The 26,261-nt window shown below is 51.9% G+C and carries 24 protein-coding genes; 12 read left to right on the forward strand and 12 right to left on the reverse strand.

The genetic code is table 11. The annotated features are described in order from the left end of the window. Window positions 1–137 precede the first annotated feature (137 nt). Together grpE and hrcA are read right to left on the reverse strand one after the other, a co-directional pair. Window positions 138–689, reverse strand: a complete 552-nt coding sequence (gene grpE, locus F3F96_RS06145; protein WP_186338912.1) for a nucleotide exchange factor GrpE — start codon at window positions 687–689, stop codon at window positions 138–140. Window positions 690–725: 36 nt separating this feature from the next. Next, window positions 726–1,757 (reverse strand): heat-inducible transcriptional repressor HrcA, encoded by a 1,032-nt coding sequence (hrcA, locus tag F3F96_RS06150; RefSeq protein WP_176962375.1) that lies wholly within the window; start codon window positions 1,755–1,757, stop codon window positions 726–728. 102 nt (window positions 1,758–1,859) lie between these two features. On the opposite strand from hrcA, the gene F3F96_RS06155 reads away from it, so the two are divergent. Both F3F96_RS06155 and F3F96_RS06160 read left to right on the forward strand, forming a co-directional pair. Beyond that, on the forward strand, window positions 1,860–2,324 hold the full coding sequence (locus tag F3F96_RS06155; protein ID WP_176962376.1) for a L,D-transpeptidase: 465 nt from the start codon (window positions 1,860–1,862) through the stop codon (window positions 2,322–2,324). 273 nt (window positions 2,325–2,597) lie between these two features. Then, window positions 2,598–3,563 carry a serine hydrolase gene (locus F3F96_RS06160; protein WP_176962377.1) on the forward strand — a complete coding sequence of 322 codons (966 nt, stop codon included), beginning with the start codon at window positions 2,598–2,600 and terminating at the stop codon, window positions 3,561–3,563. On the opposite strand, the gene F3F96_RS06165 is transcribed toward F3F96_RS06160, so the two are convergent. Both F3F96_RS06165 and F3F96_RS06170 read right to left on the reverse strand, forming a co-directional pair. Continuing rightward, window positions 3,457–4,719, reverse strand: coding sequence for a serine hydrolase (locus tag F3F96_RS06165; protein ID WP_176962378.1), 1,263 nt, complete (start codon window positions 4,717–4,719; stop codon window positions 3,457–3,459). The two genes, F3F96_RS06160 and F3F96_RS06165, sit on opposite strands and share 107 nt — an antisense overlap. Beyond that, complete coding sequence (locus F3F96_RS06170; protein WP_176962379.1) at window positions 4,716–7,646, reverse strand: PEP/pyruvate-binding domain-containing protein; 2,931 nt, start codon at window positions 7,644–7,646, stop codon at window positions 4,716–4,718. The genes F3F96_RS06165 and F3F96_RS06170 overlap by 4 nt, the downstream gene beginning before the upstream one ends. A gap of 244 nt (window positions 7,647–7,890) precedes the next feature. Here F3F96_RS06170 and F3F96_RS06175 point away from each other — a divergent pair, with 244 nt between their 5' ends. Genes F3F96_RS06175 through F3F96_RS06190 form a run of 4 tightly spaced genes read left to right on the forward strand, consistent with a single transcriptional unit; the run spans window position 7,891 to window position 12,282 of the window. Beyond that, window positions 7,891–8,460: a hypothetical protein gene (locus F3F96_RS06175; protein ID WP_176962380.1), complete on the forward strand. Its 570-nt coding sequence runs from the start codon at window positions 7,891–7,893 to the stop codon at window positions 8,458–8,460. Window positions 8,461–8,486: 26 nt separating this feature from the next. Next, window positions 8,487–10,769, forward strand: a complete 2,283-nt coding sequence (locus F3F96_RS06180) for an OmpA family protein (RefSeq protein WP_176962381.1) — start codon at window positions 8,487–8,489, stop codon at window positions 10,767–10,769. Beyond that, on the forward strand, window positions 10,766–11,269 hold the full coding sequence (locus F3F96_RS06185; RefSeq protein ID WP_206675283.1) for a Rab family GTPase: 504 nt from the start codon (window positions 10,766–10,768) through the stop codon (window positions 11,267–11,269). Before F3F96_RS06180 ends, F3F96_RS06185 begins: the two co-directional genes overlap by 4 nt. Further along, window positions 11,266–12,282 carry an adenylate/guanylate cyclase domain-containing protein gene (locus tag F3F96_RS06190; protein WP_176962382.1) on the forward strand — a complete coding sequence of 339 codons (1,017 nt, stop codon included), beginning with the start codon at window positions 11,266–11,268 and terminating at the stop codon, window positions 12,280–12,282. The genes F3F96_RS06185 and F3F96_RS06190 overlap by 4 nt, the downstream gene beginning before the upstream one ends. A gap of 51 nt (window positions 12,283–12,333) precedes the next feature. Here F3F96_RS06190 and F3F96_RS06195 read toward each other — a convergent pair whose 3' ends face one another. The 4 genes from F3F96_RS06195 to tatA are packed head-to-tail and all read right to left on the reverse strand — an operon-like array spanning window position 12,334 to window position 13,865. Then, window positions 12,334–12,528 (reverse strand): hypothetical protein, encoded by a 195-nt coding sequence (locus tag F3F96_RS06195; RefSeq protein WP_176962383.1) that lies wholly within the window; start codon window positions 12,526–12,528, stop codon window positions 12,334–12,336. Further along, on the reverse strand, window positions 12,521–13,294 hold the full coding sequence (gene tatC, locus F3F96_RS06200; protein ID WP_206675284.1) for a twin-arginine translocase subunit TatC: 774 nt from the start codon (window positions 13,292–13,294) through the stop codon (window positions 12,521–12,523). The genes F3F96_RS06195 and tatC overlap by 8 nt, the downstream gene beginning before the upstream one ends. Continuing rightward, window positions 13,291–13,644 (reverse strand): twin-arginine translocase TatA/TatE family subunit, encoded by a 354-nt coding sequence (locus F3F96_RS06205; RefSeq protein WP_176962384.1) that lies wholly within the window; start codon window positions 13,642–13,644, stop codon window positions 13,291–13,293. The genes tatC and F3F96_RS06205 overlap by 4 nt, the downstream gene beginning before the upstream one ends. Before the next feature lie 35 nt (window positions 13,645–13,679). Continuing rightward, window positions 13,680–13,865 (reverse strand): twin-arginine translocase TatA/TatE family subunit, encoded by a 186-nt coding sequence (gene tatA, locus F3F96_RS06210; RefSeq protein WP_176962385.1) that lies wholly within the window; start codon window positions 13,863–13,865, stop codon window positions 13,680–13,682. Between the two features lie 296 nt (window positions 13,866–14,161). On the opposite strand from tatA, the gene F3F96_RS06215 reads away from it, so the two are divergent. The 6 genes from F3F96_RS06215 to F3F96_RS06240 all read left to right on the forward strand — a co-directional run bounded on the left by F3F96_RS06215 (window position 14,162) and on the right by F3F96_RS06240 (window position 22,209). Beyond that, entirely contained in the window at window positions 14,162–14,530 is a 369-nt protein-coding gene (locus F3F96_RS06215) for a response regulator (RefSeq protein ID WP_176962386.1), read from the forward strand. Then, window positions 14,527–17,571 (forward strand): response regulator, encoded by a 3,045-nt coding sequence (locus F3F96_RS06220; protein WP_176962387.1) that lies wholly within the window; start codon window positions 14,527–14,529, stop codon window positions 17,569–17,571. Before F3F96_RS06215 ends, F3F96_RS06220 begins: the two co-directional genes overlap by 4 nt. Then, complete coding sequence (locus tag F3F96_RS06225; protein ID WP_176962388.1) at window positions 17,568–17,948, forward strand: response regulator; 381 nt, start codon at window positions 17,568–17,570, stop codon at window positions 17,946–17,948. The genes F3F96_RS06220 and F3F96_RS06225 overlap by 4 nt, the downstream gene beginning before the upstream one ends. A 129-nt stretch (window positions 17,949–18,077) precedes the next feature. Further along, the gene (locus tag F3F96_RS06230) at window positions 18,078–20,027 is read left to right on the forward strand and encodes a response regulator (RefSeq protein WP_176962389.1); all 1,950 of its coding nucleotides are present in this window, start codon (window positions 18,078–18,080) and stop codon (window positions 20,025–20,027) included. An 86-nt stretch (window positions 20,028–20,113) separates the two neighbouring features. Then, window positions 20,114–21,928, forward strand: a complete 1,815-nt coding sequence (locus F3F96_RS06235) for a flagellar hook-length control protein FliK (RefSeq protein WP_176962390.1) — start codon at window positions 20,114–20,116, stop codon at window positions 21,926–21,928. Further along, on the forward strand, window positions 21,925–22,209 hold the full coding sequence (locus tag F3F96_RS06240) for an EscU/YscU/HrcU family type III secretion system export apparatus switch protein (RefSeq protein ID WP_176962391.1): 285 nt from the start codon (window positions 21,925–21,927) through the stop codon (window positions 22,207–22,209). The genes F3F96_RS06235 and F3F96_RS06240 overlap by 4 nt, the downstream gene beginning before the upstream one ends. Before the next feature lie 8 nt (window positions 22,210–22,217). On the opposite strand, the gene F3F96_RS06245 is transcribed toward F3F96_RS06240, so the two are convergent. The 4 genes from F3F96_RS06245 to ettA form a co-directional block, all read right to left on the reverse strand. After that, the gene (locus tag F3F96_RS06245) at window positions 22,218–22,436 is read right to left on the reverse strand and encodes a hypothetical protein (protein ID WP_176962392.1); all 219 of its coding nucleotides are present in this window, start codon (window positions 22,434–22,436) and stop codon (window positions 22,218–22,220) included. An 11-nt stretch (window positions 22,437–22,447) separates the two neighbouring features. After that, window positions 22,448–23,215 carry a hypothetical protein gene (locus F3F96_RS06250; protein ID WP_176962393.1) on the reverse strand — a complete coding sequence of 256 codons (768 nt, stop codon included), beginning with the start codon at window positions 23,213–23,215 and terminating at the stop codon, window positions 22,448–22,450. Between the two features lies 1 nt (window position 23,216). Beyond that, a complete protein-coding gene (locus F3F96_RS06255) occupies window positions 23,217–24,203 on the reverse strand; it encodes a tetratricopeptide repeat protein (protein WP_176962394.1) in 987 nt (328 codons plus the stop codon). 223 nt (window positions 24,204–24,426) lie between these two features. After that, a complete protein-coding gene (gene ettA / locus F3F96_RS06260; RefSeq protein ID WP_176962395.1) occupies window positions 24,427–26,097 on the reverse strand; it encodes an energy-dependent translational throttle protein EttA in 1,671 nt (556 codons plus the stop codon). Between the last annotated feature and the right edge of the window lie 164 nt (window positions 26,098–26,261).

Genomic DNA, 26,261 nt, shown 5'->3' on the forward strand with positions numbered 1-26,261 from the left:
TTGAACTGTTTATGGGGGGTGCCATTTCCACTTTCAACCCCTGAAGTTGATTTTTTTTACCACAGAGTACGCGAAGAGCACGAAGAGAAACCCATACTCTCTTATTCTTCGTGAACTTCGTGGCGAATGCCCTCGACTTAAGCAGCCGGACCGCTGGATACGAGCACTTTGGCCGGGCGAATCAATCGCCCGTGCAGGGTGTAACCCGCCACATGCTGAGCAATTACAGTGCCTTCAGGCTCCTCACTCGGCATCTGTGATAGCGCTTCATGGTGATGCGGATCAAACGCTTCACCCACTGCATCAATACGTTTCACTTCAAAACGGCTCATCATCTCGTGCCAGCTATTGAGGGTAAGCTTAACGCCCTCACGGAAGGCCTGCTCGTTACCCTCTTCCACGGCCAGTGCGCGCTCCAGATTATCCATCACATCCAGTAGTGAGGTGGCAAACTTTTCGACACCGAACTTATGCGCATCAGCCACTTCGCGCTGGGTACGTTTACGCAGATTATCCATCTCGGCATAGGTGCGCAGCAGCTTGTCTTTCAGTTCAGCGATCTCAGCCTGTGCGGCTTCCAAAGGATCAACCTCAGGCTCGGTGACTACCTCATCACCATTTTCATCCAGCTGAATATTCTCTTCCAGTTCAATCTCAGCTTCAACGTCCTTTTTCTTCTTTCCAATCAATGTAAGCTCCTTCTATCCAGCTATTTATGAATTCAACTATTTTGTCTGCAGGCCACCGGCAAGCATTCGGCTCACCCACTTGGCTGTACAATCCACTATCGGCACTACCCGTTCGTAATGCATGCGCCTTGGTCCGATCACACCGAGCGTACCAACAAGATTGGCCGGCCCCTCATAACGCGACAACACCACTGAAACCTGTTCCATGTTCACCAGTGCATGCTCGCTACCGATAAACACCTTCACGCCACTCTCTTCACTCTCCACCTGCTCAACCAGATGCAGGAGCTGCTCGCGCTCTTCAATGGCACACATCAGCGAGCGGATCGTGTCTACCACGGCAAACTCAGGCATCTCAAGCAGCTGGCGCTGGCCACTGACAAACATCTCTGTCTGCCCCTCTGTAGGGGCATCGGCCCAGCGTTTCAAGTCCTCAACCAGATGACGGACTTTCAGTCGATCTGTCTCCATCTCCCGCTGCAGTCTTAAGCGTGCCTCTTCAAGATTGCAGCCGGAGAGCAACTCATTGAGTCGCAGTGAAATCTCATGCAGCTGTGTATCACTGATATCCCGGGGGCGTGCTATCAGACGATTCTGTACTTCACCCGAATCGGTCACGATGACCGCCAGCAGCTTCTCGGAGGAGACCGGCACCAGCTCGATTTTACTGATACGATTAAAGCCCTGTTCATGCACCCATACCATGCCGGCAAAATGGGTCAGGCTCGCCAGCTCATCGGTTGCTCTTTTCAAGAGAATGTTTCGCTCAGGCGTGCTCGAAAGATGGCCTGCCACAGAGGCTGCAAGCTGCTGATTCACATCCGGATCAACCGCCATCAGCGAATCGACAAAATAGCGTAGTCCACTATCGGTAGGTACTCGTCCGGCGGATGTGTGTGGAGAGCTGAGCATGCCCTGCCGCTCCAGCTCAGCCATCACATTACGGATCGATGCCGGACTCAGGCTCAGCTCACCCTGTTCCGAGAGCGTGCGCGATCCGACAGGAGTGCCTGTATTCAGGTAGGCCCGTACCACTTCGCCGAGTATATGTTCGTGTCGATCTTTCATGCGTATGGGATATCGCTCCGTTTGAGGTCAAGCACTCTAGCGAAGAGAGTGCCGGAAACAATGGAACATGTACTCGCGAATCCGACAGGTTACACTGACGCCATGATCATCGTTTCCGTATCCGAGCAGATGTTATACCAGCGTCGCAAAACCGGCGTCTGGTACGCCTACCCTGTCTCCACTGCTAGCAGAGGCACCGGCAACCTCTCGGGTAGTTTCCAGACACCACTGGGCAGGCACCGCATTGCCGAGAAGATCGGACACGGCCTGCCACTGCGCACTGCATTCAGGGCACGCCAACCCTTCTGCATCTACGACCCCGAAACTGATGACCCGAAAAAAGATTGGATTCTTACCCGTATTCTCTGGCTATCGGGATGCGAAACCGGCAAAAACCGGCGTGGCAGAGTGGATACGCATAACCGCTATATCTACATCCACGGCACCCACGAAGAGGAGAAAATCGGTACTCCCGCCTCGCACGGCTGCATCCGTATGTGCTGTGAAGATATGCTGGAGCTGTTTGAGAACAGTTATGCCGGTGAGTCCGTTCGAATCGGCAAATAACTCCACTCTGGCGCTATACATCCCCTCATTATCACAGTGCAAAAACAGAGCTAACTATTTGAAAAGATAGAGCAATAGCACTCCCGTGTCACAATGGCACAGTTTTTGCAAAAGTAAGCCAACTCACATCAACAGTAGTCATCGGCTGCCAGCGTTGCGACCATGAATACCTCAAAGTGTGAAGCAAAAATGAGCAGTAGTAAGGCTTTAGGTTGTCCAAACAGCAACAGTATCGCTACACTGCGCCAAAGATTGGGGTATGGAGGTAGAGAAATGAAAACAAAACTTGCCTTAGCCCTCTCTTGCGCCGCTCTGCTGGCAACATCACAGATGGCCACTGCCGGAGACTCTTTTAACAAACCTCTGCGCCAGCAATCCAACCCCCAGATTCAGCAGCTTCTTGAGCAGAGTATTGCCGATCTCCACCTGACAAGAGCCACCCGCAACAAACAACTCTCTGTTGCTCTGGTTGATATCACCGATCCGAATACGCCTGCCATGGCTCAGATCAATGGCGATGAGATGATGTATGCTGCAAGCCTGCCCAAGATTGCCATTCTGCTGGCTGCATTCGAGAGCATCCGCGAAGGCAAACTCAAACTCACCGATGATATGCGTCAGACTATGACCAGCATGATTCGCCGCTCATCCAACCGGGCTGCAACCAAGATGATCAGGACTGTAGGTATCAACTACATTAATCAGGTTCTGAAATCAGACAAATACCGCCTCTACGATCCCAAACACAATGGTGGCCTCTGGGTCGGTAAAGAGTACGCCTCCGGCGTAGCAAAACATCGCGATCCTCTGCATAACCTATCCCATGGTGCTACCGCCCTGCAGACCGCCCGTTTCTACTACATGCTGGAGTCAGGCAAGCTGGTTTCACCTGAATATTCACGCCAGATGAAAACCATGCTCGGCAATCCCGGCATCAATCACAAGTTTGTTAAAGGTTTGAGCAAGAGCTCTCCTGATGCGCTGATCTTCCGCAAATCAGGCAGCTGGCGTGACTACCATGCCGACAGCGCCCTGATTGAACACAATGGCCGTCGTTATATTGCTGTGGCACTGGCCAATAACCCTAAGGGTGGCGAATGGATGACCCGTCTGATTCAGGCGATGAACGAGATCATTGTTGATCTGCATCCCGGTGTAGTTGCAGGATCAGTTCATGCAGACGCGTCGCAAGCTGCTGGTGTTGCAGGGCCGCGTTCTTCTTCAAAACATTTGATGTAATCGTCACCATATAGTGGAGATCTCTCTCAGGAGTCTCCACTATGGCTACTGAATTCATCACATTCAGTTTGTTACCGGCATATTTTCGACAGACAAAACCCTCTTCCGCTTCACACTTGTAGAATGAGCCTGACTTGAAATAGAGGGCTGAATCACTCAGCACTTCGGCAGAGGCGTAACGGATGCGGCGCTCGGTCATATAGAGTAGTCGTTTAAGCTGCAGGCTGGACCAGCTATCCACCAACTTCCCCTGCTCCATACGCAGCAAAAATCGCATCAGTTCACGTGTCGTACAGACACTGTCAGTGCCGGCCACACGCCTTTTACCTTCACGCGAAAAGAAGCCACCCTGGCGCAAGCGCTCAGGATCAAGGCCATTGCGTTGCACAGCCTGCTGTAGCAACCAGGTCAGGCTCCTGCCCAGATCCCGTCTCGAAGTCTGATTGAAATAGGCCTCTTCTCTCTCCTTGCTGACCGGATAATCGCGTCCGAAACGGTTTAACAGCATAATATGTTTGAGCACCATGCTGGCTGCAGCATTGGAGCTGGCCGAGAGCATCCAGTCCAGATAACTCCAGAAGTTAGCACTATCACCCTCAACAATCGGACGCTTGAGCAGACGCTTCTTCTCCGGCTGCCAGAATGGCACCCTGTGATGATCTGTTCGGATAAATGCATCAGCTGTTATGATGCTGTTACGCAACAACGCCTGCCGGGCCTCGACATCTTCAGGATAGATATCAGCAAGGGTCTGAAACAGAGCCAGTGCCAGCACCAGTTTCCCCAGGCTGCCCGGATTACGTATCCGGTCAGCATGCACCTCAGCGTAGTGTGGCCGCTGCACATCGGTGAGATCAAGCAGACTGACGCTGTAGTGAACAGCATCCTCACCCAATAGTTTGATGATCGACTCACTCAGCCGGGCATCGGGATGAAGCAGCGGGTCATCCCTGAATCCCTGCAGATGCAACCGCACCTGCTTCTGATCCAAAAGTGCACCACCGGGCAGTTTGTTACCCGCCACCGCACCCTGCTGAGCCAGTTGATAACCCTGCAGCCGGCTAATGCCGGTCTGCTCAGCACCATCAAGGGGATAGGCGTTGAGCAATCCCGGTAGTGAGAGTAACAACGGCATCAATAACATAAGCGGTTTCATGGCTGCCACGCCTCCTGCGGTTTCATTCTCAAATCAACACGTCTGTAGGCGAACCTCTCCAGCTCCTTGTCCATGGCAATCAGCAACTGGCTCTGCATGGCACGCCTGCTCTCAACAAAAGGACGCAGCTGGAACAGGGCAAGCTTGCCGTGGGCAAAACCGAACTCGATATCTGCCGCCATTTTTTTACCTGAAATATCCCGTGGCATTGGGAAACGTTTTTCGACATCGGCTGCAAGATGGCGCAACTGTTCGGTTTCATCACTGCTAAGCAGCCTCTCCCGCCCACTGGCCTGCACCCTCTCGATACCACCAGCCTCAATCAGTCGTACCTGAACCGGTGCCGAAGCCTGCGCCAGCAGACGCACCCGGCCTGAACTGCGCTCTACCCTGATCTCTTCAGCAGCCTGCCCCTCTACTGCACCGCCAACACCCTCGCTGACTGCGATGGAGAGCCAGCCCCGATCACCCCGGTCAACATCGGCTGTCACCATCACACCCGACTTCTCCGAAGCAAAACTCTGTAGCAGAAGCACGGCAGGATAGAGGTGCTGTGGCTCAGCCATATGCGCCTGCCGCCAGGCATAGGCGCGTTCACTAAAGGGAGAGGCCCACACCTGCTGCACTGCCGCCACAATCGCATCTATGCCCACCACATTGGCAACAGTCAGGTTCAGTCCGGCACCACTAAAACCGGGAAGATCCTCGACATTGGTATCACTACGCACAAAAACACCGCGGTCGCCTGACTTGCGGAATATGCGTACATAGGCAAAACGCAGCTGTTTTCGGAACTCATGACCGGGATCAGTGCTAACAATCCATCGACGCAGCTTGCTCAGAAAAACGCTGGTCTGCTTCGCCTTGCTCTTTTTATCATCAATCAACTTCAGCCGCGCATATTCTGACTGCATCCATGCAAAGACAGATGGCCCATCATCATACAGTGGTTTGTCGAGGTGGCGTCGGAAAACACCAAATGGGATCACCAGCCCGGGTGGCACAAGTTTTGGATAGTGATGGCGCAACTCGCCGAGATTGGCGGCCTTTGGTCCTGCAATCACACCTGAATCCCTGCCCCTCAGGCTGCCAAGCGAATGCATTCTGCGATCATCCAGATTCAACCTCTCCAGATCAGTTTTAATCAGGGCATGAGCAGTCATCGCCTGGCTGCCAAACAGCTTGTCCCACTTCGGGCTATCCCGCTCAATAGAGACCCTGCCGCGCCGACTCACAGCCAACACAACAGTTTCACCAACATGACCATCGATCGCTGCCAACAGCTTCTCATCGGCAACAAGATTGGGGATCCCCATATTACGTGCCAGCAGCTGCACATGCGAAAGAGAGCTACCTTCTCCACTGGTAATGATGCCTGCCACCGGCGTCAGTTCCTGCGTGGTTGAGGGTAGAATATAGATGCCATCTCTGCGCAGTGGCTCGCCATGGGCAGGAGCCCGCAGCAGAACCCCGCGTTTCAGGCCGGGATTAAGAGCGCGCAAGCGGCTATCAATTTGACGGCCAAAGAGGGTGTGTCTGATACCGGCCAACCGGTCGGCATCAGCCATAAGCTGATCGCTTATACGTGAGAAAGGCAGCAGCGGACTCTCCCGCAACCGATCCGGCACCAGCCGGCCAGTTAGCGGCGTGAGTGCATACCAGCGGTTCACTGCAGCAGAGAAGTGAAACGCCAGTAACTGTTGTGACCACTGCGGCACGCGCGCCAGATAACTGAGCCGATCATAATAGTCGGCTGCAGGGAGAGAGCTCTTCGATAACAACGCATCCAGCTCTCCATGAAAGGCCCGCCACTGTCGCTCAGACAGAAGTCCTGTGCCATAAAGTGCCGCCCCAAGCTGGCGCAACCAGCCTATGCGGGAGGCTCGGCTGGCATCAGGATAGGCCTGCAGCAGACGGTTGCCGCGAACAAAGGTCTCCCTCTCCACGATCAGTGAACCTTGCAGCAGGCGCAGACGATCATATTTGGAGTAGTCGTGATCTCCCTGCAACAGCTGCCGCCAGAACTGCAGTTTGGCTGCCAACTCCGCCACTGTGACGGCATCATCACGACCAGCATCGAGCAGATCTCTTGTCTCTTTTAATTGCTGAACAAGATCAGGATTTGAGGACTCTCTGGCCAGTTGTGCCAACTGTCTCAAACCTGTGCGCGGGGCATAAAAAACATCCAGAAGTTCAGCCAGCTGCGCATAGGAATCCAGCAGCTCCGGCAATCCCGCACGTTCGGCATAGGCTCGAACACGAGTCGCATCCTGATCATCGGGAAGCGAGTGAATTTTGACACGTAGATTCTGAAAACCCGGATCCTGATTGCCGAGATCAGTTGCTGCCTGTCGAATATTCGTGGCCAACCGCTGTGGACCCGGCAGTGGCAGTCTGCGTACCGACTCGCGCAACAGAAGAAAGCGTTCAGGTGTTCGCCATAACGGGTCAGCCAGCAGTGCCAGCAAGATTCTTGTCGCTGCCACCTGCTCATCCTCAATCTGTACAGCACCACGGTGAAAAAAGCGGGAACGGCGAAAAACCCAACCATCATCAACACGAATCAGGAACTGCTCCAACAGAATCTGACTAAGCTCATCAAGCTGCGCATCAGAACCTATAAACTGCGCTGGCGAGGCTGCTGCCAACACATTGGCAATCAGATAACCCCGGTTGCGCATCTCGACAGCGCGACTATTTAATAGACCGTACTGCCTGCCACCACCGCGCTTGCTGCATACATTTTCTCCGGGCGGCAACACCGAACCATCCTTGCAAAACCAGCGGATATGCGTGAATGGGCCGTAATTATCACTCTTGAATGAATCTACCCAGTTGCGGAATTTGCCGCTCTCAGCCTCCCCTGCATGGGCTGAACCGGCACCCATAAGGAGCAGAGAGATCACGACGCATATCCGTAGAGTCATAGAATGAGTATAGATTCAGAGCAGATCTCTTACCACGATGAATATTCCCCTATGGTCCATTCTTTTATAAAACCGGTAAAATCTGCAAATCAAGCAGCCTCACATTGACAGCAGATCTATATCTTTGTTACCTGACTACTCGACAGGGAGATGATGTAAATTCTACCTTATGGCTACAAACAATTGCTTTCTATCATCTTTTTTTCAATAATAGAGGTTCATCGTCAAGGCCTGAGGAGGGGAAATGACTGCACAATCGAAGGAAACCAAGAGCACACAAGAGAGCCCTGAACTCGCTTCAGCCGGCAACGTCGACCAGATCAGAGATATTATTTTCGGATCACAGATGCGTGATTATGAAAGTCGCTTTCAGCGTCTGGAAGAGCGACTGCTAAGTGAACTCGCCACGGTTCGCAAAGAGGTTAACAACAGGGTTGAAGCACTGGAAACCTATATGCGCGGTGAAGTTGATGCACTTAATGAGCGTCTCATCTCCGAGCGCGATGAACGAGAAACCGAGACAAAGAATATTGAGGATGAGATCAAGAACCTATCCAAAGAGCTGCTGCGTAAGATCAGCCAGTTGGATGAGTCGATGGCCAAACATAATCGCGATCTGCGTCAGCAACTGCTGGATCAATCTAAAAACCTGAGCAGTGACATTGATGCAACCAGAGAGCAGCTGAGTGCTGCGCTAACACGCTCCAGTAATGAACTGCGAGAGAGTAAAACCGATCGCGTGGCTCTGGCTGAACTCTTTTCAGAGGTATCCCTGCGCCTGAAAGACGAATTCCCCATTCCTGCGGGTAAATAATCCTGTCCGGGACTGCGTAAGCAGAGATGAAAGAGACAGAAAATATCGAGTCAAATCAGGATGAGAGCAAAGATAGTGATCTGAAGCGCTTAAAAGCACTTCTTCTGGCTGATGAATCCGAACAACTGGCTGAAATTCAGGAGCACCTGCATAACCCTGAGCTGCAAGCAGCTGATGTAGGGCGTGTCCTGCACCGTGCTGTAACCATCAATCAGCAGCATGCACCTGATGCCTTGAGAGATGCTTTGACGCCGACCGTTGAATCAGCGCTCTACAGTTCGGTGCGTAGCAACCCTGATCGACTGGGAGAGGCGCTCTTCCCTGTCATGGCGCCCGCCATAAGAAAATCGATTGTATCGATCATGAACAGCATGGTGCAGTCACTCAATCAGATGCTGGAGCACTCCTTCACCCTTAAAGGGCTGAAGTGGCGACTGGAAGCACTGCAGAGCGGCCGCTCCTTCGCAGAGATTGTCATGCTGCATACGCTGGCCTACCGTGTTGAACAGCTCTTCCTTATTCACAAAGAGAGTGGCCTGCTGCTGCAACATATCAGTTTTGATGAGGCGGCCAACAAGGATGCCGACCTGGTCTCCAGTATGCTGACCGCAATTCAGGATTTTGTGCGCGACTCCTTTCAGGTGGGCGAAAATGACGCCATCGACAAGTTGCGCATCGGCAGCATGGAAGTGTTTATTGAGGCGGGTTCGAAAGCTGTTATCGCCGCAGTAGTGCGAGGTAATGCCCCAGCTGACTTCCCTGATACCCTGCAACAGAGCAGTGAAGCCATTCACAAGAAAATGGCAGAGAGTCTGAATACGTTCGATGGTGATGCAGCCCCATTCAGTGCTGTCCGTCCTGAACTGGATGGATGTCTGCTATCAAAATCAGCCACGACCGGCTCAGGCTCGAACACGAAGGCGATTCTGGCTCTCTCAACGGCAGCAATAGCGTTGATTGGCTGGTTATCCTGGGGAGCATATCAATCGCACCGACAAACAGTTCTTGTCGAAGCTCTGGATGCAGTACCCGGCATGGTTGTCATCCGCTCCGCCGATCATGATGGTGCCCTGCAGATTTCCGGCCTGCGTGATCCACTGGCTGATGCACCGGAGCCTCTGCTGCATGAGCACCAGTTTTCCGATGAAGATGTGCAGATGTTGTGGAGTCCCTATCAATCACTGGAGCCTGCACTGATCATCAAACGGGCCAACCAACTACTGGCACCGACAGATGAAACCGAACTTCTATTAGATGGCAGTGAGCTTGTGATTTCAGGCATTGCCACACAAGCCTGGCTTGAGCGAGCCATTCAGATGATTCCAGCCATGGCTGGCATCACCGGCTTGCGCAGCGATCAACTGATCCTCACTGACTCACCGGACTACCTCCTGCAGCTTGCCCGCAAAAGGCTCGCCCCACCGGCAACGGTTCAGCTGAATATGCAGGGGCACTCACTGCTGGCTAAGGGCAGTGCACACCATGAGTGGATTGTCACTGCTGCATCCGCCGTCAAGAAGATTCCCGGCATCAGCGCTTATGATGACTCTGCAGTGATTGATCTGGACTCTGACAGCTACCTTCTGGCTGAAGCCAGGAGGATTTTGGCACCACCATCATCAGTACGACTGAAGGTAAAACATGCTGAACTATTTGCCAGCGGCAGAGCCACCTCGAAATGGATTAGCAATGCCAAACAACAGGCTCATGCAATCAGTGGCATCAAGGGCTTTGACACCAGCAAACTGAAAACCCTCGCTACAGACCCGAGTGACAGACAGCTTCTACAGCAGGCCAAACGTACCCTTCTGCCACCGGATAGCGTCACCTTAAGTGTAGAGAGGCGCATCCTGAGTGTAACGGGCATCGCCTCTTCAGTCTGGGTCAAACAGGCCATCGAACGCGCCAAGAGTATCAAAGGATTATTGGGTTATGATCAACAAACTTTGGTGGTGGCAGAAACAGCCCTGACAGCACTGAAGAAGAAGCTAAACCGTGTACAACTAAAATTCAGAGCTGGCAGCAGCCAGCTGGAGAGTGGCGAAGAGCAGATGATTTCGCAGCTGGCACGGGCGCTGAAAAAGCAGCGCGCTCTCATGCAGATGGCGCAGGCACATATCGAGATCACAGGCTATTCAGGACTACTGACCAATAGGGCTCATGCTCTGGCGCTGAGCCGTGCAAAACACGTTACAACCCTGCTGACAGCGCAAGGTGTTCCTTCGGCATGGATTCGCACCCACGGACAGAAAGAGCGCTCATCTGAATGGGCGGTAGATCTTGACCTGAAGTGGCAGCCACTGCCTTGAGCCTGACGCTGCAGAAAAAGGTATGCCTGCTGGGCGCTTTTGCGGTGGGTAAAACCAGTCTGGTCAGCCGTTTTGTCAAAGGCATCTTCTCCGAAAAGTATCTCTCCACTATGGGTGTGAAAATCGACAGGAAAAACCTGCAGATCGGTGATGTCACCATCAATATGATGCTGTGGGATATTCATGGTGAAGAGAGCAATAAAAAGGTGCCTGCAGCATACATGCGTGGCACTGCCGCCTATCTGCTTGTAGTCGATGGCACGCGTAAGAGCACCATCGCTGCAGCCTGCGAGTTGCATGAGCGCATACGCACAGAAGCAGGTGATATCCCCTTTGTTGTTCTACTGAATAAATGCGATCTACAGGATGAGTGGCAACTCGCCGAGAGTGATATGGAGGCCATGCAGGAGAAGGGTTGGGAATGTTTTTTGACCAGTGCCTGCTCCGGCCAGAATGTTGATGCCGCATTCAGCAGACTGGCTGAGAAACTGCTGCCATGACATCGCCGGAGATGCCGGATGTTCTCTTCTCTTATTTAGCTGATCTCTATATCAATCACGCTTCGCCGGCATGGATAAAATTGGATTCTGATTGCCGCGCCGTGGCCGATTCGGGCGGCGACTGGCCGCGTTATCTCGCCGAACCCGTACTCAAGCCCGGTAGTGAACTGGAGGAGCGTTTCCTCGTTCTTTGCGGGCAATCCTTTGATCAACCGTTTGTTCTGCCACAAATAGAGCTACAAGATGGGCAGTACACAGATATCCACCATCTGCTTATCGATGGCGTCTCATGGCTACTCTTTCTTGATGTCAGCGAGCAGGTTAATACGCAACAGCTGCAGCAACAGAATGCCAATGAACTCAGTCTGCTTAAAGACCGGCAGAAGCAGACCCTGGATCGTTATATGGGTTCCACCATTGCCGAGTTGAGTGTCGGAGGGAGATTAACATTTAATGCCTCTGGCGAACGCCGCAACATCACAACCATGTTTATCGATCTGCGCAGCTTTACCATTTTCAATGAGGCTTATGATCCCCAGCATGTAATGGATGTACTCAATCAGTACATGACGAAGATGATCCCCCCTATTCTGGATGAGCATGGCCTGATCGATAAGATAACCGGTGATGGTGCAATGACTGTGTTTGGTGTCCAGCATAGAGAGGCGCCTGCTGAGAGTGCGCTTCGGGCTGCTTATAAAATTCAACGTGATGTCGCCGCCTTAAATCGGTCGCGCCGTGAGCAGGGGAAATACGTGATGGAGGTAGGTATTGGCATTGCCAGCGGTGAAGCGGTACTGGGCATTATTGGTGCCCATGATCGACGCGCATTTACAGCTATCGGACCGCATGTGAATCTGGCAGCAAGGCTTGAGAGCGTCGCCAAAGGCGGAGAGATTCTGGTCGACAGCCTCACCTTTAAGGCCACTTCGCATCTGATCAGCAGTCATCAGAAAATGGAGATCGAACTTAAAGGCATTGGCCTCACACCGGTTTACAACCTGCAATTTTGATAGCCCAAAACAACTGGACGCTCAGCCATACAGTCAGGTTTTTATAGCAGTTTAGCTATTGCTGTCTGCTGACCTGCTTCTAATCACAAGCATCAGAACGATTGCAGCCGGAACAATCCAGCCGATATGATCGAATTCGAGTAGCCAGTGCCAGATGGATGCAGTATCGACATGACCGTGACCGCTATGGGCCAGTGCCAGTGATGGTGTGATCAGTGCAAACAGAGCGACAGTCAATTTAGACATTTTCAGTTTCCTCTTTTTCTTTCTTCATTTTTGCCAGAAACAGACCAACCTCATAGAGCAGCATCATCGGAACACCGAGCAGTACCTGTGAGATGATATCCGGCGGAGTAAGGATGGCTGCAAAGATGAAAGCCCAGACTACCACATAACGGCGTTTATCGGCCAGTGACTCAGCATCCACAATATTCAGACGCACCAGCAGCATGATGACTATCGGAATCTGGAAACTGACGCCGAAGGCAAACAACAATTTCAGCACCAGCGAGAGATACTCTTTTACCGCAGGCATGGCCTGAATGTTCTCCGTGGAGAAACCGAGGAAAAACTCAAAGATCAGCGGAAATACAATATAAAAGGCAAAAGCACCACCGGCCAGAAGCAGGCCGAGTGAGCCGAAAAAGTAGGAGACAAATGCCTGCCGCTCATGGGCATAGAGGCCCGGCGCAACAAAGGCCCAGAACTGGTAGAGCGTGACCGGAGCAGTGGCAAACAGGCTTAAGACCAGTGCGATCTTCAGGTAGGTGAAAAAGACATCCGGTGCATTCAGGAATACCAGCGGTGTATTCGGTGGCAATGCATCACGCATCGGCATGGAGATGTAATCAAACACCGGCTCGGAGAAGTTCATCAGCAGCATCACACCGATGATGTAAACAACAATGGCTATACTAAAACGACGGCGCAGCTCACCGAGATGGGCGAGAATAGAGGCCGGTTCGCTCTTGCTCTCCTCATCATCCAGCGGCGTCATCTCACCCTTGCTCACTTGGGAGCCTCATCCGCTTTCACTTCAGGCTCTTCAGTCGCCACCTTTTCGGCAGCCTCAGCAGAACCCTTGGCAATGGCAGGATCAATCACCTGGCCACTCTTTTTCATCAGCTCTTCGTTAAAGCTGATGATATCACTCTCTGAGAGTGCATCTTTGATTTCGGTAACGGGAGAACTCAGTGGTGCGGTCTCTGCATCGATCTGACGTTTCACATCCGAGATCCAGCCGCGCCCTTTGCGAACAACACGGCCAACCTGGGAGAAGAGCTCCGGCATGCGCTCAGGCCCCAAAACCAGAAAGGCGATCACACCGACAAGCAGCAGCTCCAGCAGTCCAATATCAGGCATAAGCTTCTATTCCCGGTCTGTTCCCTTGAGGCTGGTTACTTTTTATCGACAGATTCTTCGTCAGTGGGTTCTTTTTTCTTATCGTCATCAGCAATATTGGTGCGGAAACTCTTGATGCCCTTGGCAAGGCCTGCGCCCACCAGCGGCAGCCGCTTGGCGCCAAACAGCACCACGACAATGATCAGAATCAAAATAAGTTCCGTAGTTCCAAGTCCAAACATTGCAATTACCCCTCAAAAAACAGCTTTACAGGCAGCCAAAGCTACCACCAACATCGATTACGGACATTACGCAATTTCACACTATCGGCAAGCAGAGCAAAGCTTGAAGAATCTACCCCGCACCTGCTTGACATGTTGAGAATATGACATTTTTTCCACAATAATCCGGATGAAAAATTCAAACTAACCTTTTTTCGCCAAATTAATGACACGCATGATGGAAATTAAGAGCTTGTCATTGCAAAAACAAGCCGTTAGACGTTGCGTCAAAATTTCTTCTCTCAAAGGGTGAATGGATGATACTGATTGTTGACGATAATGATGCGATTCGAGAGATGCAGGTTGCTGTGCTTGAATCAGCCAATTATTCGGTACGTGAAGCGGCCAATGGCACCCATGCACTGAGCCTTGCTGAAGAGAGCAGACCTCAACTGGTATTGATGGATATCACCATGCCCGGCATGACCGGTTATCAGGTGCTCGACCGTCTGCGCGAGAAATATGGCAATGATCTGCCTGTTGTCATGGTCAGCGCCCTGCCTGAAGATGAAGAGCGAGATATTGCACTGGCCAGAGGGGCAACCGACTACATCAGCAAACCCTTTGATATCCCTTCAGTATTGAACTGTGTAAAACACTTTCTTCCTGACGCAAAAGCTGCATGAGCCCCCACTCCTTTAGACTGGCGATCATCGGTGCAGGTCGCGGCGGCCTGGCGTTGCTCAATGTGCTGCAGGATGACAGCAATATCGAAGTCGTTGCCATCTCAGATGCTCGCCCTGATGCACCGGCCCTGACGCTGGCAACATCACTCGCCATCCCGATCTGCCAAAGCATCGAAAAGATTCCCGATTGCGACATGGTGATCAATGTGACCGGCTCCGCTGAAGTCTCAGAGATGCTGCGTCAGCACTTCTCTTCTGATGTGGAGATCATGGAGGGCAAGGCTGCACACTTCTTCTATGATCAGGTTGGCAAACGTAAAAAAGAGAAGGAGCAGGTGGAGCGCATGCTCACCGAGTTTGAAAAGCTCAATCGTCTTGGCCGGCGGCTTAATACCACCAACAGCCTGACCCAGATGCTTAAGCTGGTATTACGGGAGGCACTTTTAGTCACCAACTCACCTGCCGGAACAATCTCTCTGTATAACAAATCAACCAGGGAGCTATCGCTTCACACCTCATCAGGTTTTAGCGAAGGTTTTGAGAAACAGGAGCCCTGGCTTGTCAGAACAGGCGGCTTGACTGAGCGCATTCTCAACGAGCGCAAACCGTTCGTGGTTCCCAATGTGTCCGAATCCGATGAATTTGCGCTCAACATCATTTTAGCCAATGAGGGTGTCGAGGCGCTGGTGGCGCTGCCATTGGCACTCGGTGACGAGATCGTGGGCATACTCTATGTGAACGATTTCTCGCCGCGCAACTACGATGATAATCAGGTTACCATTCTTGATCTACTGGGAAATCAGGCGTCACATGCGATTCAGAAGGCGCGCCTGTTCCAGAGTATTGAAGATGAAAAACGTGAACTTAAGTCACTGAACGAACATCTGGAAACCCGCATCATGGAGCGCACCGGTGATCTGACTAAAACAAACGAGGAGCTGATTCGTGCTAACCAGGCGAAATCACAGTTTCTCAGCAACATGTCACACGAACTGCGCACCCCGCTCACCAGCATCAACGGCTTCTCGGAGTTTCTGCTCGATGGTTTTGTCGGGGAACTCAATGAGGCACAGTCCAAGTATCTCAAGAATATTAACCTCTCAGGCAAACATCTTCTTGAGTTGATCAACGGCATCCTCGACCTCTCCAAAATCGAGGCTGGAAAAATGAGCCTTAAACTTGAAAAGATCAATGTGACAACACTGCTGGATGAGATCATCCTCGTACTTGAGGGCTACGCGACAAAAGAAAATGTATCTCTGAAACTACAATGTGACAGCAATATCCCCGGCATCTTCCTTGATCGCACCAAGTTCAAGCAGATTCTCTACAATATCTGCTCCAATGCGATCAAGTTCAGCCCTGAAGGAAGTGAAGTATCCATTGTAGTCCACTACGACAAAACCTCCTATATCAGCGGCCAGGAGGAGGAGGAGTACACCACCCTTTATGTCTCCGTAACCGACCAGGGCATTGGTATCTCCCCGGAAGATCAGAAGATTATTTTCAATCCGTTTGAACAGGCCGATGGCTCTCACTCGCGCAATTTTGAAGGAACCGGATTGGGCTTAACACTCACCAAGCAGCTGGTTGAAATGCATGGCGGCGCTATCGATGTTGAGAGCACTCCCGGCAAAGGAAGCTGCTTCACCTTCACGCTACCTGCCCAGACAGAGGCCTCCAGTGCATTTGATATCTCCAAACTCTCTGAAGCCACCGGTGAATATATCGCACAATTTCAGCAGCAACCTCACACTGTTGCTGTCGATGCGCCGTTGATTCTGGTGGTTGATGATGATGCGCACTCTCTGGAGATCAGCACCCTCTATCTCTCCGATGCCGGTTACAGGGTCTGCCACGCTATGAATGGAGAGGACGCACTTGATGTGGCCCGTAGAAAACGCCCCTTCCTGATCCTGCTGGATGTGATGATGCCGGGTAAAGATGGCTGGGAGGTACTGCAGGAGCTGAAGCTCGATGCTGAGACCTCTGCTATTCCGGTGATTATGTGTACGGTCTCCGAAAATGAGGAGCTGGGTGTTGCACTTGGCGCCACCGACTATCTCTCCAAACCGATTGATCGGGAGCAGCTTGCCAACAAACTCAAGACACTGGGCAAAGGGCTACATAGTCGTCATAACTCACTACATATACTGGCCATTGACGATGATCAGAGCACCCGTGAACTCTATGCTGCCACCCTCTCGGCTCAGGGTTATAAGGTACATACAGCTGCCAGTGGTCAGGAGGGCTTAAATCTGGCCGAAAGCATGGCGCCGGATATTATCCTGCTGGATCTGATGATGCCCGGCATGGATGGCTTTGAGGTAGCGGAAAAGCTGAAGATACACCCGCACACACAGGATATCCCGATCATTGTGGTGACAGCCAAAGAGTTAACGGTTGCTGAGCGCATGCGCCTGGTGGGCCATATCGAAGACTGTGTTAGCAAAGAGAGCTTTTCCAAAGAGCATCTGCTGCAGGAGATTCAGCAGTTTGAGACCCTCTACCCGCATCAGGCGGGGCTCAAAGACCCGATCTCCGGCCTGCTTAACCATCGCTATTTCCAGATTCGACTTGGCCAGGAGCTCTCTCGCTCAGCTCGCAATGGTCAGAACCTCGCCTGCGTACTCATTGATCTGGATGGTTTTATCCGCTTCAGCAAACATGCCAGCGAAGCATATGTGCATGCCGCCCTGCGCAAGGTGGGTAATTTTTTCATGAACAACCTCAGAGGCTCGGACATCGCCACCCGTCACCGTGTTGATGAGTTTGCCATGATCCTGACGCAAACCGAACTTGAAGGGGCGCTGCTTGTGGTTAAACGATTGAAAAATCTAATTGAGGCCTACCCGTTTCCCGGTGAAGAGGTGCTGGGAGAGAAAGGCATAACCGCCTGTGCCGCAATTTCCATGTTTCCCGATGATGGTGAAGCCGCTGAAACACAGCTGCAGCATTGCCATGAGATGATTCAGTTGGGCAAATCAGAGGGCGGCAACAAACTATGCTATCGCCAATATGGCAAAGTGGTCATGTTATGATTGAACTAACAGGAAAAAAAATAGCTGTTGTAGATGATACTGACAGCATACTCATGCTTTTCACTGCCCTGCTGGAAGCACACAAGGGCACAGCCATCACATTCAACAGCGGCCGAACATTCCTTCAGCAGGTGCAGGAGATATCACCGGATCTGATTCTTCTCGATATTCAAATGCCGGACCTGGATGGTTATAAGGTGCTTGCGCAGCTCAAAAACCTGCCAGCTACCGCCTCTACCCCTGTCGTAGCACTGACTGCCCATGCCATGAGTGGTGATAAAGAGCATATCCTTGAGCAGGGATTTTCAGGGTATATCGCCAAACCGGTTGATACACGCGCTTTTCCTAATCAGATCGCCTCCTTTCTGGCAGGTTAAAAACAGGCTGCTCGACAGATCCCAAGCCTTCCTGGAATTGCGGGCAACCTCATCTGGCGCTATCTTACCTGTGGGGATTCGATTCAGTTCAAACCTGTGCACATACATAAGCAGACTAGTGAGGAGTGATTGCAGTTAAGCCACAACACGCTTAAAGAGAAGCTGACCACAACTATTATTTTCTGGGGCATCGCCTTCCTGGCTTCGCTTGTGGCACTCTTCTTTCTCTTCTCCGGCACCATTACGGGTTATATCCTTGATGTTGTAGATCAAACTGATCTGCCGGTTGAAACAGCGATTGCAACCACTATGGGCTGGATTGCAGTCTTTCTACTGGTCCTGCTGCTGATTGCCGTAAAGGGTCTGCACTACAGCCTGAAAAAGCAGCTGGTTGAACCGGTAGAAGCGCTGCAGATCGCAGTCGAAAACAGAACCACAACTCAGGATGAGATTGAATCGCTGTTAACCGATCTCCCCTATGAAGCCTCAAGGGTGCTTAAGCTCTATGATCAAGTGAAACACTCCCACGATGACCTTCGCAGTCGCGTTGTTGATATGATGGAGGCACTTCCCGCCTGTTTCTGGTGGTCACTGGATGGCAACAGGTATGAGGGTATCTCATCCAAGTCGATCTCCCTGCTCAAGCGGTCAAGCGATGAGATTATTGATCAACCGCTCTGGTCCTGGCTCAACTCCCGTGCGCAGAGCTCTGGCAACGCTGCGATTCTGATGCAGGCGATCAAACGCAGGGAGGATCGCGTCGATTTTGCCTATCAGGCGGAGATCGATGGCCAGACACGCTGGTTCGGTGAATCGGTGACCCTCTGTTACAACAGAGATGGCACGCTGGATATCATGTACGGTATTATCAATGATATCAGCACCCGTAAAAACAAGCAGCAGGCTGAAGCCGAGCAGCTGGAGCTCTCACAGCGCATGGAGGCCACGGCGACACTGGTCGGCGGCATCGCCCACGAATTCAACAATGCACTGGCGGGCATGAACGGTAATATCTTCCTGATTAAACAGTCGACTAAAGATGCAGCTACCCGGCAGCGCATTGGTCGGGTTGAGGCGCTGATTCAGCACTCTGCCACAATGATTGAGCAGATGCTGGCTTTTGCCCGTAAAAGCTCCATGCGCCCGAAACCAGTGAATATCGTAGAGTTCCTGAAACACTTCCAACTGGCACTGCAACCGAAACTGGCCAGCAACATCCACTTCGATCTGCAGTTGAATAGTCTCGATGCAGCAGCTGAAACTGCAACTGTTCAGGCTGATCCGGCCAAGCTGCAGGAGGCGCTGATGCAGCTGATCAACAATGCCTGTGCAGCCACCGAAGAGATCAGTTTCCCGCAGATTACTATTGATGCAGACAACCTGGATGTTGATGAGAGTTTCCTGCGCAGATATCCACATGTCTCATCAAGCCATCTGGTGCATATTCAGGTTCGCGATAACGGCTCTGGCATTAGCAAGGAGATCCACAGCAAAATATTTGAGCCCTTCTTCACCACACGTGAAATCGGCAAAGGTACCGGCCTTGGGCTACCGATGGTGTATGGATATATGCGCCAGCTTGGTGGCTGCCTTGAAGTGGATAGCCAGCCCGATTGCGGTGCCACCTTCCATATCTATCTGCCCAGAGTGATTGCCGCACCCAAAGCAAACCAACATGCCGACTCCCTGCTCAAAGGTAATGGCGAGACAATCCTGGTCATTGATGATGAACACATCTTTCGCGAATCGACCTGTGAGGTACTGCACCGCATGGGTTACAAAACTTTGGATGCCGATAACGGCAAAAATGGCATTCATATTTTTGAGCAGTACAGGCATGAGATTCAACTGGTGTTCATGGATATCCTGATGCCCGGCATGACCGGCATTGAAGCCTCAAGAAAAATAAGAGCGATCAGCCCGACGATACCTATCATATTCCTGACCGGTTATGACCGCACCCAACCACTGGAAACCGAGGTCTACGAAGAGCACTCTGAACTGATCAATAAACCATTCCGCATCTCGGTTTTGAGTCAGGCGATTCAAAAAGCCCTGAAACAGAGCAGCCAGCATTAAGGATCCCCTTGCTCATCCGATCATATCAGCCACATCTTCGGCCGGTCTCTCTTCAGCTGAGCCGGTTTTTTCCGACATATAGATAGATGCGCACCGATGCACCCCAATGGGCTTCCACACTTCTGCAAAAAAGCGGCAGCCTGCCTCTACAGATTCTCTCCGGTCAAAGCTCCAAACTCACCTCAGGTGAGGTGATGAAGTCACCGGTTCAAAATACAGGTGAAAATAGCAACACCTTCAAGGTGATACTTAAAGGCGAATCATTTATCGTCAAAGGGTTGCCTGCCGCACTGGATGGAAAAGAGGTCGCTTTTGTGGCCAAAAAAGTAGCCACTGCAACGGGCTCACGCACTGAACTAAGCTGGTTGAGTGCGGCCAAAGCAGAGGCTGGAAAAGGCAGCAAAACCACTGCTCAGCAGCCTGAAAAGGGTTTGCTCAATGCCGCTAAAATGGCAACCGGAAAAACCGCGCAAACAGCTATATCTCAGATGGGACACAAAGCTCTGCAGCAGGCACACCTACTCTCTAAAGCACCTGCAACCATCCAGACGGGCAAAGCCTTTTTTGCCCGTGTCGATCATATCGAAAATGGCCGCATGACCCTCACCGTTCAGCCACAGCAGGGAGGCCAGGCAAAAGCCGAGCAGGCCCAGACACAACAGAGCACGATACAACCGGCCAAGGTGCAACTGATCGCCACGCAAATATCCGATGCCAAAGTAGGCCAATCGATCAAAGCCACGTTGACACAAGCCGGCAGTGACAAACCACTACTGACGATCCAACCCCAGCAGCAGGTCGCAGGCAAAACTGTTTCGATAGCGAAACCGCAACAACCTGTCATCTTCAATATGAAACCCGGTGAGCAGACGATGGCCGTGGTTCAAAAACGGCTGGACAGTGGCAATGTGCAGCTGAAAATTCAGGGCCAAATTGTTGAGGCCCCTGCCCCGGCTCATGTCAAAGCCGGTGATGCGCTGGAGATCAGGATGATCAAAGCACCTGGCGAATTTCAGGTGTTGCAGCTGCACAAAAACATCCCGCAAAAAGCGATGACAGTGGTACGGGGAAACCTCGCATCAAGTGCAACACCGGTTGCCCAGAACCTGACCACCATCAAGAACCTTCTGCCTGCCATGCCAGCTAATGAGATGGCCAGCATCAAAGGGTTGCCGCAGCTGCTGAACTGGATGCAAGCCAGTGAGAGCAGTCGCGATTATCCGATTAATGGGGAACGACTTGGGCAACTGATTCGTGACTCCGGGGGACAACTGGAACCAAAACTACAGGCGATGATTGCAAAAGGTGCACAGGCTCAGCCTCTGACTACAGACCTGAAAGCGATTCTGACACAAGTGGCCGGTGATCAAGCTGCCTCAGGCAAGATTCAGAACAGTGAAGTACTGCGCCTGATCACCGAAGCCAGCCAGCAGAGTCTCTCCCGCATTGAGACCGGTCAGGCACTGAATGTACTGGCCAACCTGCAAGGTGAGCCTGTTCGTGTCGAATTCCCGATGCTGGTCGGGCAGCATATGATTAATGTGCAGATGGCTGTGCAGCAGCAGGGCGCGAACTCAGAGCAGCAAGATTCATCCGATGGCTCTGATCAATCCTACTCGGTGCTCTTCGCGCTGGAGTTAAGCGGACTGGGCAATCTTCGTGTCGATGCCAATGTCTCTGATAAAGCTGTGCATGCCCGCATCTACAACGAAGATGCCGGCGTTCGCCATTTCATTCAGGAGAATATTCACCGCCTGGAGGAGCGCCTGCAGAGCCTCGGTTTTAAAGAGGTTTACCTGCTGGCATCGCCAGCCAAACCTGATGCTGAGAAACAGGCCCGCTTTGATGAGCTAACCACCATGCGCCCTGCCTCATTCAGTCTGCTGGATGTGCTGGTATGAAAAAACAGCAGGCCGTCGCTCTCAGGTGGGACCCCTACCTTGATCAGGCGCCGAAGCTGGCAGCCAAAGGCAGCGGATTACTCGCCGATGAAATTATCAGGGTAGCTCAGGAGAATGGTATTCCGATTCGTGAAGATCACGATCTGGTACAGATCTTCTCACTACTGGATATTGGCGAATCGATTCCACCGGAAGTACACACAGCTATTGCTGAAATATTGGCTTTCATCTACTGGAGCAATCAGCAGTACACTGAAATTTTTGATGATCCTAAACGCTGAACAGCGTTTTATTTACCACTCTGCTCGTTGCGAACAGCAAACAGCATATTTGAGATAATCAGACCCGGACAGATGCCGGTCAGCGATGCAAAGATAAAGAACAGCGCCGGGATATAGAGCAGCCAGTGCACCGTAGCAAAACCGGTGAGCCAGATGCCAGCCCAGAGGATGGAGCCGGCAATCAGAAAGAAGAAACGCATCGGTTTGCCGATCAGATACTTTTTCATAGCCCCTCCTGTCATGCCTGAGCTTTTTTAACCCTGCGCAGGGTCGGAACTTCCAGACTGGCCTGATCTGCTATAGCCAGTGCCCGTTCAAGCCTTGCCGGTGCCGAGCGTCCCATACAGCCATGTTCAGGGTCACCATCAAAGGCTTTGAGCATCCCCTCTATCAGAGCCATACGATTGAGCTCCTCGCCTGTCAGATACTCCTGAATATCGAGCACATCTCCGGCCACCGAGCAGGCCAGATCATTGTGGTTCAGCCACAGCTCACGCACGTTGCCTCCAGCCTCAAGACCGGCGATATTGGTGGTCAGGATGTAGAGGTTTTTCAGCACCAGCTCGAACAGCAGCGCCGCCTCATCCTTCACTACGGCAACAGGGATATCGAGAGTGCCCAGCGCCTCTTTGAGCAATCCGGCAAACTGGCCACAAGCAGGTGATGCAATCACCACCTTGGAGTCCATACCCTTCTTCTTCTCAAACCAGACAGAGATCACGGTCGGGTTATTCAGTTCATGCTGCAACCAATCACGCGGCAAAAGCTCATTCTGCAGCAGCACTACCCTGCTGCGCCAAACATCCGGCAGGTTCTGCAGGGTTGCATGCAGATCCTTCTCGGCCACAGCCACAACAACCAGCTCAGGCTCAGCCACATCAGCCGCTACAAGCGCCATATCCATCTCACGCGTCACCGGCACCACCGGATAACCAAGCTTCATAAATCCACGCGCAAATACCGATCCGATCTCACCAATACCAATAACAACTACAGCTTTGTCCATCTCACTCTCTCCAGGCCTGTTTCTGTTGATACGCGTGCAGCCGGGCTTCACTCTCGCTGATCAACGTCGGCTCTACTTTTATCTGCTGCTGCAGGGCAATCACCTTCTCCTGCGCCATGACAGCATCCACAAAACGCCCCATCTCGGCATAGGCGGCGGCAAAGGTATCTAATACCATCGCCCTGTTCAGATCATCCAGCTCTGCCAGATCAATACCTTCGATCACCTTCAGGGCAGCTTTACCATTGCGCACACCACTGCCTTTAGCGGTTGCCAGCAGCCATGCCAGATTATTGCTGGCGAGCCAGTAGCCCTGCTCAGATGCACGGCGATACCACATCTCCGCCTTGCCCAAATCCTGTTCAACACCGATGCCGTGGTTATACATCCGCCCCATCTCATGCTGACCGAGTTCATTGCCCAGTTTGGCTGAGAGCCGATACCATTTAACAGCACTATTCAGATCAACCGGATGCCCGTCAAAACCGGATTGATTAAGGTTACCCAGTGCCCATTGCGACCATGAATCTGCCCGATCAGCACCCTTCTGGTACCAGCTATAAGCGGTGTTTAAGTTTTTCTCCACACCTTCACCCTGCTGGTACATCTGCCCGATAAAATAGGCGGCCATATTATCGGAAGCATCATAAGCAGCCTCTAACCAGCGCAGCGCCAGTTTGGGATCCTGAACTGCAGCCTGGCCGTTGTTATACATCAGACCTGCCAGTCGCATCGCTTCGGGATTATACTGCTCTGCACTTTTGAGAAACCAGACCAGGGCCTGATCACCATCTTTCTCAATGCCTGCACCATGGTAATAGCGTCTGCCCAGTTCAAGCTGTGCTTTGGCATCACCCTGCTCTGCCCGCTCTTTGCTGGCTTGAAATGAAGAGCTGACCAGCAGTGCATCAAAAAAACCGATTTTCACCGCTGCCACGACAGCAAGCGCCATCACAGCCAACACGATAAACAGCGGTTTTCTTCTCATATCAACTCCCTCATTAACATCTTCACCACAAAGGCCTCTCCTGCGCATCCGTGCGCTCACGGCATTTGTACATCCTGTACGACAGCCAAAGAGACAAAGAAAATCGGGGAAAAGCAGACAACCTTCTATTCAGCATTCCCCTACAGCTACTATTTCGCGCTCTTCTTATTGCCAATCCCTGGATTTACTTTGCGTTCCTTTGCGTACTCTGCGGTGCAAGCCTTTACACCAGCTTCTTGTATTTCATACGGTGTGGCTGCGTGGCATCTTCACCAAGGCGCTTCTTCTTATCTGCCTCATACTCTTCGAAGTTACCCTCAAACCACTCCACATGCCCCTCATCTTCAAAGGCGAGCATATGGGTAGCGATACGGTCCAGAAACCAGCGGTCATGTGAGATGACAATCGCACAGCCTGCGAAATCGAGCAGCGCCTCTTCCAGCGCACGCAGCGTTTCAACATCGAGATCATTGGTCGGCTCATCGAGCATCAATACATTGCCACCCTCTTTAAGCATCTTGGCCAGATGCACACGGTTACGCTCACCACCGGAGAGCAGGCCGATCTTCTTCTGCTGATCACCACCCTTAAAGTTAAAACGACCACAATAAGCACGGCTCGGCACCTCTACCTTGCCCAGATACATCGAATCAGTTCCGCCAGAGATCTCTTCCCATACGGTTTTGTCGTCATCCAGTGCATCACGCGACTGATCCACATAAGAGGCTTTAACCGTTTCTCCGACAATCAGTTCACCGGAGTCAGGTTTCTCCTGACCAGTGAGCATGCGAAACAGGGTTGTTTTACCGGCACCATTGGCACCGATAATGCCGACGATTCCACCGCGTGGCAGATCAAAGTTCAGATTCTCAACCAGCAACCGGTCACCGAATCCTTTACTGACATTTTTAGCCTGGAATACGATATCACCCAGACGCTCACCGGATGGAATAAAGATCTGTTTGGTGGCGTTGCGCTCCTGTGTCTCGCGACTGGAGAGATCATCAAAGGCTTTCAGACGCGCTTTGGATTTGGCATGACGCCCTTTGGTGCCGGCACGTACCCACTCCAGCTCCTGTTTCATCGCTTTCTGACGTGATGACTCCTGCTTCTCCTCTACCGCCAGACGTTTCTCTTTCTGCTCCAGCCAGCCTGAGTAGTTACCCTCAAACGGAATGCCGCGACCACGATCAAGCTCGAGAATCCAGCCCGCCACATTATCAAGGAAGTATCGGTCATGGGTTACCGCTACAACGGTACCCGGATAGTCGTGCAGGAATCGCTCCAGCCAGGCCACCGACTCAGCATCGAGATGGTTGGTCGGCTCATCGAGCAGCAGCATATCGGGGTTGGAGAGCAGCAGTTTACACAGGGCAACGCGGCGACGCTCACCACCGGAGAGTTTGGTTACATCCGCATCCCACTCAGGCAGACGCAGCGCATCTGCAGCGACATCAAGTTTACGATCAAGGTTATGGCCGTCACCTGATTCAATAAAGGCCTCAAGTTTGGCCTGCTTGGCAGCAATAGCATCAAAATCAGCATCGGGATCGGCATAAGCCGCATAGACTGCATCAAGCTCGGCCAGTGCATCCTTCATCGGCTGCACCGCCTCCTCAACATTACCACGCACATCTTTAGTCTCATCAAGCTCAGGTTCCTGCGAGAGGTAACCGATACGAATACCCGGAGCCGGACGCGCTTCACCGAGAATCTCGGTATCGAGCCCCGCCATAATCTTCAGCAGTGTCGATTTACCGGAACCGTTAAGACCCAATACGCCGATCTTGGCACCGGGCAGAAAAGAGAGGTAGATGTCTTTAAGAATCTCCTTCTTATTGGCAACAACCTTGCCAACGCCCTGCATGGAATAGATATACTGATAATCAGCCATTATTAAATCTCCGGATAAAAATGTGTCTGCGCAGGATATGACTAAAGCCAAACGATTCAAGCTGGCGTATCAAATTGAGAAAAAATGCAAATACCCAAGGCAGTATAATTGCCTATAGCTCGCAATCGATTTTAATTAATACACTGCCCCCGATTTGCGGAGAA

This window comes from Mariprofundus sp. NF (assembly GCF_013387455.1).
GTDB lineage: Bacteria > Pseudomonadota > Zetaproteobacteria > Mariprofundales > Mariprofundaceae > Mariprofundus.